The 3,721-nt window shown below is 48.3% G+C and carries 2 protein-coding genes; both read left to right on the top strand.

Translation table 11 applies throughout. The annotated features are described in order from the left end of the window. A partial coding sequence (locus PsW74_RS21950) for a hypothetical protein (protein WP_208988105.1) occupies positions 1-735 on the top strand: 735 nt, incomplete at its 5' end. A 61-nt stretch (positions 736-796) separates the two neighbouring features. Beyond that, positions 797-3,721, top strand: a 2,925-nt coding sequence (locus tag PsW74_RS21945; protein WP_275505992.1) for a calcium-binding protein, incomplete at its 3' end; no start/stop codon positions are given.

Raw genomic sequence — 3,721 nt, 5'->3', positions numbered from 1 at the left:
CTTGCGGACGGCACTGACAAGCCGATTGAAGAGATCGCTGTTGGTGATGAGGTGAAGTCTTACAACTCGGAAGGTGAGTTGGTTGCTAGCCGGGTCTCAAAAGTCTTCCATAATCAGTCTAAACATATTTTGGATGTCTTCGGCCTACTGATTACTCCAGGTCATGTAACCTATTGCGGAGACGGCCAGTTTAAAGGGCAACATGTGCCAATCATCGATATTTTGCGCAGTGACGGCGCATTGATGAAGAGCGATGGAAGTTTAGTACGTGCAGGAACAGGCTGCCAAGTTGGTAGCGAAGGAGATGCACTTCTTTGGGCTGTTACTGGTGACCGTCAAGCTGATGGGAATGTAGCAATTAAACAGAAGGCTCAAATCCGTGCGAGCTCCCGTTTCATTCTTGATGATGGTAGAGATGTTTGCTTGCTTGACCTGATCAAAGCAGCTGATGGGGAGTTAACTGAAGACGGCTATATCAAGCTGGATGTTTCCGAGACTCCACAGCCGTTTCATTGGATCTTTAGTGATAACCTACCAGCACCAGAAGACTACGTGCTGCAGCGCTCACAAGTAAGCCTTGCCGAGATTTATGCTGCTGCTGAATGGGAAAGTATTCCCTCTGCATTATCTGGTGGAGATGTGTCCAATGGGCGCCCTATCATCACACGAAGTGCGAAAGAAATTGTTCAAGGCAGACCCAACATTCCGCTGTGTCTCCGCACGAAACCAAACTAATCCCGAAATAGTAAAATGAGTACCCGGATACCGGCCATTTTCGCATGCACTGATAGATCTCATGACACTAACTGAAAATAAAGCAGGCGCTTTGGCCCCTGCATTTGACTACACGATTGTTTTAAATAACGTACCAATATCTGCTCCAAACTCTCTGGTAAATGCTGATAGTGCGACGTTTACAGCGCATTTGACCGAAGATGGGAGCCATTACACGACTTACAACTTCGAAGTTGAAGCCACGCACACCTACATCGCTGGCGATATTCGGGTGCATAACACCTCTATCTTGGACTACGTACCTGAGGGTGCGACGATTCTTAATCACACTCTCGAAAATAGTGAAGGGAAACAAGAGGCTGACTATATCTCAGCTGATGGTGGGATCGTACATCTAACCGGCACTGGCTTCGATGATGCAAGCGATACAATCCGAGAAGACAAAACTGTCGTCTATAACGACAAAGGCGTCAAGATCCACACATACACCACATATGACAAAGAGACCAATGAAGTCAAAGATGTCCAATTGCTCGATTTTGAAGATCGTGGTGTCCAGTACGGCTCTGCAGTTGGTGTCACGCTTGGCTCTCAGTTTGGAGCTCTGATTGCCGGAGACAATGCCTTTGCCAAGATTGGTTACTCAACCATCTTGGGCACGATTGGGCAGAACTTCGGTCAGTTCATACAAAGCTCAATCAAGTACGTGGTTAAAGATTCCACTGATACCACTGTTGGTGTTCTGCAAGATATCCTCACAGATTACACGCTCGATAATTTTGGTCAGGAGCTTGTTCTAAACCTTGAAGGTCAGGTCACTGGCTACTTCTCATCTTTGTTGATGGGGGAGCTGGCTGAGGCGATTGGCCTGGAAGGGTTTGCAGAAGGAGCCTTCACGACAGCTGGGAATACAATCACACAGCAGCTTTACGATAACCTCTCCGATATTGATGTTTGGGCCGGAGGCCTGGAAGTTGATGAGATCTTTGCCGGGTTTGAGACAGTTAATTTTGTCAAGGCCGCTGGCAGCTTTATTGGCAATCAGCTAGCCAACGAAGTGGTTGAAATCGATTCTATAGGCGAGAGCGTTTTTGCCTCAATCGGATCGGCAGCAGCTTCGGCCTGGTCTGCATCTCAAGCTGTCATCAATTCGGTGGCAAGCTTTGTTGCAGGCGGTGTAGCCACTACTGTCAGTACTTTTCTGACAGCACTTATCTTGCCAGGTATCGGCGCCTTCATTGGCACTGTTGGTGGGTCGTTTATCTTTGAGACCATTGATCGCTGGTTTGGCGGGGCTCTTTCAGATCAGTTTGACAAATGGTTTGGCGACCATCCCGCTTATTATCGCGAGCAACGGTTTGATGATGAGAACAACGAAATCACATCGCAGACTGGCTTTAAGAAAGATTCCAACCGCGATATTGAAAGTGTCGTCAATGGCATGGAAGAAGCCTATAAGGATACCATGCATGCGGTGATTGAAGACATTGGCGGTGACGCTGATTGGGCCACCTCATGGACCTATCACACCTTTGGGTATCATCACAGTGACAACCCTGAAGGCTGGGATGACTTCAAGACAGAACTGTTCCGCAATACCGATGGCCAGCGTGTTCTTATCCATGGCAAGGATACTGCTGGCATGGTACGGGCCGCAATCTTCCAGAACTTGCAGAATCTGGAGTTCAAAGATGGGGATCTGATTAAGGTCGCAGCTCACGAGAACTGGAAGGACGACGTTACCCAGCTTGGCGATGGGGCTGGAAGCAGGATTATCTACACCTCTGTTGATCCGCGCACGACTGAAGGCGTTGCCGAATATATGCGTCAGGCCCAGATTGCTAACGATTACCGTAAGTATCTGGACAACAAAGATGCCATTGATGCTTTGATCGCCAATGAACCTGATAGCGCATTTGCTTCTGGTTGGGTCGCAACCTTGCTAGCCGCAGCTGAACTTGGCCTCGGCAAGAGCCATAACCTTACTGGCACTGACAAGGACAATGTCTTCATTGCAGGCGAGAACCACGACATCATTGATGGTGCTGGTGGCAATGACCGTATTGAAGGCTACCAAGGCGATGATGTTCTTAAAGGTGGATCTGGTGATGATACCCTGATCGGTGGAACCGGAGATGATCGACTTGAAGGTGGCGCTGACAGTGACACCTACGTCTTTGTAGGCAACTTTGGTAAAGACGTGGTTATCGACAGTTCAGGTAGCTTGGACACCATCCGCTTTGAAGGCACCATCACGCTTTCCGATCTGAAGTTCGTGAAAGATGGCGCAGACCTACTGGTCTATAAGCTTATTTCAGATAATCCAGAAGCTACGCTGGATGAGCTCTCAAACGTGTTGCGTATCAAAGATTGGCAGAGTTCTATCGAACGCTTTGAATTTGCCGATGGATCAATCAAGGGTCGCCTTACCCTTCTGAGCGAAGACAATGACAGCTTTACAGGGTCATCATCAGACGACTTGATCATGGGCCTTGGTGGCAATGATACTCTGATTGGAGGCTCCGGCCACGATATTCTTGTCGGAGGTTCTGGTAACGATCAACTCAAAGGAGGCACCGGCAACGATACCTACGTCTTTGGGCACGGCTTTGGCAAAGACACACTGACAGAAGCCTCAGGTACCGATACCATCCGCTTCACAGACGGCATCACGCTCGCTGACTTGATGGTTGTTGTCGATAACGATGGATTGAAGTTCTACCTGAACGATCCATCCAGTTCGGATCAAGATCTGGAGGACATTTCTGACGTCCTTACCGTCAAAAACTGGAGTACTGACAATACTCAAATCGAACGCTTTGAGTTTGCAGATGACTCTGCTCTTAAAAAGATAGAAGTCCGTGATGATGGACGCTTGAAGCTTTATGGAGCTACTGGAGATGCAGGAGTAAAAATCACAGGGTCGGATAATGATGATTTCCTTTACGGAACAACAGGAGCTGACGTCCTTGATCCTGGTAAAGGA

The sequence above is a fragment of the Pseudovibrio sp. W74 genome, from assembly GCF_001623085.1.
In the GTDB taxonomy this organism is placed as follows: domain Bacteria; phylum Pseudomonadota; class Alphaproteobacteria; order Rhizobiales; family Stappiaceae; genus Pseudovibrio.
Note: the sequence above shows the minus strand (reverse complement) of the source record. Positions and strands in the feature narration are given on the sequence as shown.